This window comes from Deltaproteobacteria bacterium, assembly GCA_030654105.1.
GTDB lineage: Bacteria > Desulfobacterota > SM23-61 > SM23-61 > SM23-61 > JAHJQK01.
The window spans coordinates 1-6,815 of the sequence record JAURYC010000058.1 but is presented as its reverse complement, the minus strand read 5'-3'; the positions used below and the strand labels follow the sequence as shown (position 1 = coordinate 6,815).

Here is a 6,815-nt window from a genome sequence, read left to right as displayed (position 1 = left end):
CACCGTTGTAGCAAAGATATATGTTTTTTGTGCTCTCTTTCTGCGGAGGCAAAGTGAAGGGGTGCAGAAAGGTATGCTCCCACCGTTTGGCCGGCGCGCAGCATCTCCCCGCCGGGTCTTGATAATCCTCCTGAAATCATGAGCGAAAATAAAAAGTGAAGGGGGGCAAGGATTAAGAGCTCCTGCACCCAAGAAGAAATGAGTCCTCCTGCCTTTTCTTAGTCCATACTATTAAACGGGCATTTTCTGGCGGATTGCGTACCGGGTGAAATGGCCCACAGCCGATAAACAGCGGGCAGGATGGAAGAAAAGGGGTACTCCAGCCTGTTCGAGGCACTGGAAGGCCGGGCGGGCCATATTGCCAACGGGCCAGCAGACCACCAGGGGTTTGGGCAGATGGGGGCTGATGGCGGCGATCCGCTCCGCCACCCGGAGGGTCCGGTCTAAGGTTGAAACGGTGAAGTTGATGATCAGGACGTCAAAATTATCATCTTCGGCAAAAGCCGTAAGGTAGCGGGAAATGGCCTCCGGGTCATTCATGAACTGGGTAGTAATATCCATGGGGTTTGTAATCGAGGCCACCGCCGGAATCAGATCGTGAAGCTTTTCGCGGGTGGGCACCGATGGGATAGGAAGGCGAAGCTGGTAGTCGGAGGCCAGGTCCGCCAATAAGGCACCACTTCCTCCCGAGGTCGAAAGAACGGCTACTCTATCTCCGGCAGGGAGTTCATACCGGGCAAAGAGGTGGGCTACTTCTAACAAATCATCGATATCCCTAACCCGGCTGATGGATTTCTGCTTGAAGAGCGCCTCATAAATGGCGTCAGGCCCGGACATGGCACCTGTATGGGAAGCCGCCGCCTCTCTCCCTTTTTCTGAACGCCCCACCTTGAGGGCCACGATGGGTTTCCCCTTCTGGAAAGCTTTTTCTGCGGCAAGGATAAATTTTTGGGGATCTTTCAAATCCTCCAGTAAAAGGGCGATAGATCGGGTTTTTTCATCCTGCACAAAGTACTCAAGGAAATCGGCAACTTCCAGGTCAAGTTCATTCCCCGAGGAAATAAAACAACTCAAGCCGATAGATCGATCGTAAGCTCGGGTGAAGATGGAATTGCCGATTCCGCCACTCTGAGTGATGAGCCCGATGGCTCCTGGAATCAGAGATTCCAACTCCAAACCACTCGTGAAGGAAGTCGCCACCCTTCCGTGGGTATTGATGATCCCAATACAATTGGGGCCGACCACCCGGATTCCAGCTTGTTGGGCAAAACGCCGGAGTTCTTCCTGCTCTCTCCGGCCCGCTTCTCCCATCTCGGCATATCCCGCACTGAAAAGAATGATGAAAGGAATCCTTTTTTGGGCACACTGCTGGAATGCTTCCAACACCAACTGTCGAGGAATCCCGATCAGGGCCAAGTCCACGGGCTCAGGAATAGCTGTGAGAGTGGAAAAACAAGGGAGTCCGGCAATCTCCTTGTACTTTGGGTTTACTGGAAAAATTTTACCGGAATACCCATGGTGGTGCAAAAATCGGATAGGGAGCCCTCCGATGCGCGAAAGATCATCGGAAGCGCCGACAACGGCTATGGAACGGGGATTGAATAATAAATCGATTCCGGTCACGGTTTTTCATTCTCCATATTGCCTCATTCCTTATACCTTTAGCCTTCCGCCTTGCGCCTAACGCCGTACGGTCTTTGTTAATTGACTGCTTTCTTAAAGTCAAGAAGAAAATTTCTTACGATTTTATTCTGGCCTAAGAAAAGGCGCTCCAATAGAAACTAAGCCTGGAAGCGATTGTTTATCCCTGCGCTCAAAGTTAAAGCTGGATTTGGGCACCAAGTTCTACTACGCGGTCTGGGGGTAAATTGAAATATGCTGCTGGTGTTCCGGCGCTTCGAGACATGAAAGCGAAGAGGGCCTTTCGCCAATGTGAAATCTTCGATTGGCCGGTGGTAAAGATCGTCACTCGTCCTAAGAAATAGGTCGTCCTGGCTTCGTCGATATGCAGGCCAGATTTGGATGCCAGCTTCAAAATCTCCGGCACATTCGGTCTTTGCATATAGCCATTGTAGGCCACAACTCGATAAAATCCCTGACCCATATCCTCGACTTTTACCCGTTGGCTCGCCCGGACCTTTGGAATATTGGCGGAAAGGATCGAGAGGAGGACAACCTTTTCATGAAGAATCTGATTATGCTTAAGATTATGCAGAAGAACCGGTGACGTACCCTCAGGGGTAACAGACATGAATACCGCTGTACCCTCTACCCGCGGAATTTTATGCCTGGCAACGTCCTCCAGGAAGAGCTTCAAGGGCATCCTTGTGCCAATTTTATGGATAAGTTCCGTGCGCCCTTTTCTCCATGTGGTCATGATGACCGTGAGGAGCGCAGCCACAAGAAGCGCGAACCAGCCTCCGTCTATGACTTTCAGGAGATTGGCTCCAAAGTAAGAGATATCGAAGATGAGAAAGACAGCAACCAGGGGAATCGCTTTCCAAAGTGACCAGTTCCAAACACGGGTAATCACGAAAAAGAACAGAATGGATGTGATGGTCATCGTTCCCGTAACAGCAATCCCATAAGCCCCGGCCAGGCCACTAGACCCACGGAAACCAATTACAACGCCTAAGCAGGCGAGCATCAAGGCGTAATTCACTCCCGGAATATAAATCTGGCCCTGGATTTCGTGCGATTTGTGGACAATCCGAAGACGGGGGCAAAATCCAAGCTCAATCGCCTGTTGAGTCAACGAGAAAACACCGGAAATTAACGCCTGGGAGGCAATCACGGTAGCGATGGTGGAGAGACCCACCATGGGATAAAGGAGAGAAATTGGCACCAACCCGTAAAAGGGATTGACGATCATTTCAGGATGTGCCAGGAGGACCGCTCCCTGGCCAAAGTAGTTGCAAAGCAGAGAGGGGAAAGCTATGCCCATCCAGGAAAGGCGGATGGCTCTGCGCCCAAAATGGCCCAGATCGGCGTAAAGGGCTTCGCCGCCGGTTAAACAGAGCACAACCGAGCCGAAAACGACGAAAGCGTGGAGCTTATTGTTGACAAAGAATTCGTAGGCATGAACCGGATGTATGGCGAGTAAGATATGGGGTTCCTCAGCAATGTGGCCAATTCCGAAAGTGGCGATAGTCACAAACCAGACCATCATCACCGGCCCGAAGATTTTCCCGATGTCGGCGGTTCCTCGGCGCTGTAAAAGAAAGAGCAAGATGAGCACGCCGCAGGTTAGAGGTAAGACCATTGGCTCCGCTGCCTTGGTAGCCACTTCGAGACCCTCGATGGCTGAAAGGACGGATATCGCCGGCGTGATAATGCCATCTCCATAAAGGAGTCCTGCGCCCAGGATTCCGGCGATGATCACCCCCGAACGCAGGCGGGGCGAAAAGTCTTTTCGGTCGGCTGATATTAATCCCAGGAGGGCGAAAATACCGCCTTCTCCGTGGTTATCCGCCAGAAGTATGAAGACAACATATTTAATGCTCACCACAACGGTCAGGGACCAAAAGACAAGGGACATTACTCCATAGACATTCGCCTGATTTAAAGCAATGGCATGCTGTCCGTGAAAACACTCCCGGATCGTGTAGAGAGGGCTGGTACCGATGTCGCCATAAACTACCCCCAGAGCACCGAGGGCGAGCGCGATTGTCTTGTTTGTGAGCAAGTGATGGTTGGATCCTGGATCGTGGGCAGACATAGCGTGGTGATTCCCAAGGTGGATATTCGGTTGTACCAAGACTCGAGCCTCCGGAGTCTCAAAAATGGAGAAAGAGTCCCCCGGGAACTCCAGCAGGTTCTTCTCAACGATGCCTGCGAGGTTAGCTGCCGGGATAGGGCCGTTGAGGTTACCTTACGCCATATGGCGATGCCCCCCCAAAAGATGGTTCCCCCGCTCCTGATCATCAGGATTTGGCAATTAAAAAATATGATAGAACACCTCACTTAGGTTGTCAAGTTGCCTTCGATAGCCCCTTCTGGATTGAAAATCCATAGATTTATGTGGCAATTTTATGATGGAAAAACTCAAAAAGGCTTAGTATATTTCAGACAAGTAATTTTGAAAAGATCGGGAAGAGCTGGAATAGCGGCTATCGATCACAAGTTTTTTTGTACCCAAAAAGCTGCAATTTTCCCATTCAAAGGATGGATTTCTTTTTTGGCAAGATAGATGCAATTTTAGAGGCTCAAAGTAACCTACAAAATATTGTGGCCCCATACAATCCTGAGTCTGAAAATTGGCATAAAGGGAAGACCAAAATTTTCTTGATCAACGAGCAGCGTTATCGTAGACTCCATTCATTAATAAACCCGCAAATTGTCAACTTACAGAAGGGTTTTCTCCCCCTCACCTTTTTTAGAGGAGATAAGATGTTCCAAATTACTTTCGGATCCGAAACTCTAGCCGGTGTTTTGGATATATTAAAGACGGGGTGGGAAAGAGGATCCAGAGGCATCTGATGAGTGCGAAGAAACGCCTTGGCTTCGGTTGGAACAGGTGGAGTAGGGCCTGATTCTATATGACTCTGGGGTTGTTTAATAACTAAAGGGTACAGCGTTATAGGGTCTGAAAGCACTGTCGCTCAAATAGAGAAGAAAAAAAATATCAGATAAAAACCCTTGACATGGCAAAAAATTTGTAAAAGAATTACTATAAAAGCATGGCCTTAAAATACTTGGAATTTTAACATGAAGAATAGGCCTGAGAGAATCCAATCCTTTCTGGTTATAATGATTTCCTTCTTTCTGGTAGTTTATCCAGTCTATTTTCAATACAATAATTTAATAGAAATTGATTTCTTTTCTCCTAATCCAACCTTTGAGAATCTTGATCAGGAAAATCTACTAGCCGATGAGCAGAACAAAATAAAAATATTTGTACGAAGTTTCTCTCCCGTAACTTCTCTTTTTTGTTTTTTCTGTATTGGGCAGCTCCTCCGCCTCTCTTTTCAAAGTTTTTCTCTTGATCAGCCCATCTCCGTTCTCCGTTGTTGAGAAGTTCCACTTTTTATTCTCTTTTTAATTAACCTCTTTTTTAATACGTATTATTGACCTATAGAAGGAGGCGATTCCTATGTTTGGTATTGGTTCGCAAGAGCTTATGGTCATCTTATTGATTGTTTTTTTTATCTTTGGTGCAAAGCGCCTGCCGGAGTTGGGGAGTAGCTTGGGCCAGGCCATTCGGGGCTTTAAAAAAGGCATGGAAGGGGGAGCCAATAAATTATAGCCTCATGAGACTCAGAATCATGAAGAGAAGGCTAAAAATTGATTTCATCCATAGTATGAGCCTTGGAACGATGTGAGAAATAATAATTTTAAAAGAATTTCTTCTCAGGGGAAGAAAGGAGGGAGAAGAACAAAACGAAGGTTGTCGCCTTTAACGGTAGTCCAAGAAAGGATGGCAATACAGCCCCCAAGCGAGTTCTTATCAAAAAAACCTTATGAAGCTGATGACTATTGCAGAAAAATTCTTTAAAGGCAGGAGCGGGAAGTTACCCGTAATTTGTATCTTTGGACATAATCACTTTGAATTAGTAACTCCAATAGGGGAAGACTATGAGGAGACGAGACTCGACTGCCGATGTTATTCTTCTGATTCTAACCTTGAACAAGTTCTCATTCAGGATAGGCCCCAAGTCATTATAACGATTGGTAATTTATCTTCTTTTTCTAACCTTACCAAAGCTCCTTTCGAGATCCGAAAGAGATGGCTCCATTATGATACCCTGCCAGACCTAACTCAGCTTGGTATAGATGCTTACAACTCCTATTTAACAAATATGTTTAACGACCGGCGAGCGGATGACAATCCTCTCGTTACCGTTTTTACCGCCGCTTATAAAACGCAGGAAAAAATCTCTCGGCCATTCGATTCCCTCAAAGAACAGACCTATACCAATTGGGAATGGATCATCGTGGATGACTCAGATGATGCTGGAAAAACATTTAAAATGGTAAGTACCCTTGCCAAGAAAGATCACAGGATACAGGCTTTTAAGCCATGGGAGCACTCAGGAATCATAGGTAAGGTAAAGAACTGGGCCTGTAGCCTCGGAAAGGGCCATATCCTCGTAGAACTGGACCATGATGATGAATTGACCGACTATGCTTTAGATTACGTTGTAAAGGGCTTTAAACAGTTCCCAGAGGCTGGGTTCCTGTATACGGACTGTGCTGAGATCTTGGAGGACGGTACAAATTTCACCTACAGGGATGGCTGGGCCTTTGGGTATGGTTCCTATACCGATGTTGAGTATAAGGGCAAGCTGTACAAGTCAGGGAAGGGGGGCAACATAAATGCTAAGACGATTCGCCATATTATATCAGCCCCTAACCATATACGGGCCTGGAGAAAGTCTTTTTATGAATCTATAGGGGGTCATAATAAAGAGCTTCATGTTGCCGACGACTATGAGATCATGGTCAGGACTTTTCTTAAGACCCGGATGGTATGGGTTCCTAAGCTATGCTACTTACAGTATATCAGCAACACTGCGCAGCAAGTAAGGAATAAGGATATACATCGACATGTAAGATCCATTAGGGTTCATTACGATAGGATGATTCATGACAGGTTCCTTGAATTGGGGTGTGAGGACTTCATCTGGGATGAAAAGAACGGTTGGTCTGATTATAATATTCCTAATCCAAAAGTAGAGTCTCACGTCACATGGATAGCTAATCTCTAAAGGAGGTAAAATGAAATCTCCATTCGGGGACAGAAAGATAATGATGGTTCAAGCGCAACTTTGCACTATGCCGCCCTTCTGAGACAGGTGTTTATCATGGCAAGGTAT

At 47.0% G+C, this 6,815-nt stretch carries 4 protein-coding genes and 1 riboswitch; of the genes, 2 read left to right on the top strand and 2 right to left on the bottom strand.

Annotated features, from left to right (window positions below; genetic code table 11):
- Positions 1 to 231: 231 nt before the first annotated feature.
- On the bottom strand, positions 232 to 1,623 hold the full coding sequence (locus Q7V48_02355) for a CoA-binding protein (protein MDO9209581.1): 1,392 nt from the start codon (positions 1,621 to 1,623) through the stop codon (positions 232 to 234).
- A gap of 196 nt (positions 1,624 to 1,819) precedes the next feature.
- Positions 1,820 to 3,757: a KUP/HAK/KT family potassium transporter gene (locus tag Q7V48_02350; protein MDO9209580.1), complete on the bottom strand. Its 1,938-nt coding sequence runs from the start codon at positions 3,755 to 3,757 to the stop codon at positions 1,820 to 1,822.
- 56 nt (positions 3,758 to 3,813) lie between these two features.
- Positions 3,814 to 3,946, bottom strand: a riboswitch (cyclic di-AMP (ydaO/yuaA leader).
- 1,146 nt (positions 3,947 to 5,092) lie between these two features.
- Between Q7V48_02350 and Q7V48_02345 the strand changes: the two genes are divergently transcribed.
- Positions 5,093 to 5,245, top strand: a complete 153-nt coding sequence (locus tag Q7V48_02345; protein MDO9209579.1) for a twin-arginine translocase TatA/TatE family subunit — start codon at positions 5,093 to 5,095, stop codon at positions 5,243 to 5,245.
- Positions 5,246 to 5,459: 214 nt separating this feature from the next.
- Positions 5,460 to 6,707: a glycosyltransferase gene (locus tag Q7V48_02340; protein ID MDO9209578.1), complete on the top strand. Its 1,248-nt coding sequence runs from the start codon at positions 5,460 to 5,462 to the stop codon at positions 6,705 to 6,707.
- Positions 6,708 to 6,815 lie beyond the last annotated feature (108 nt).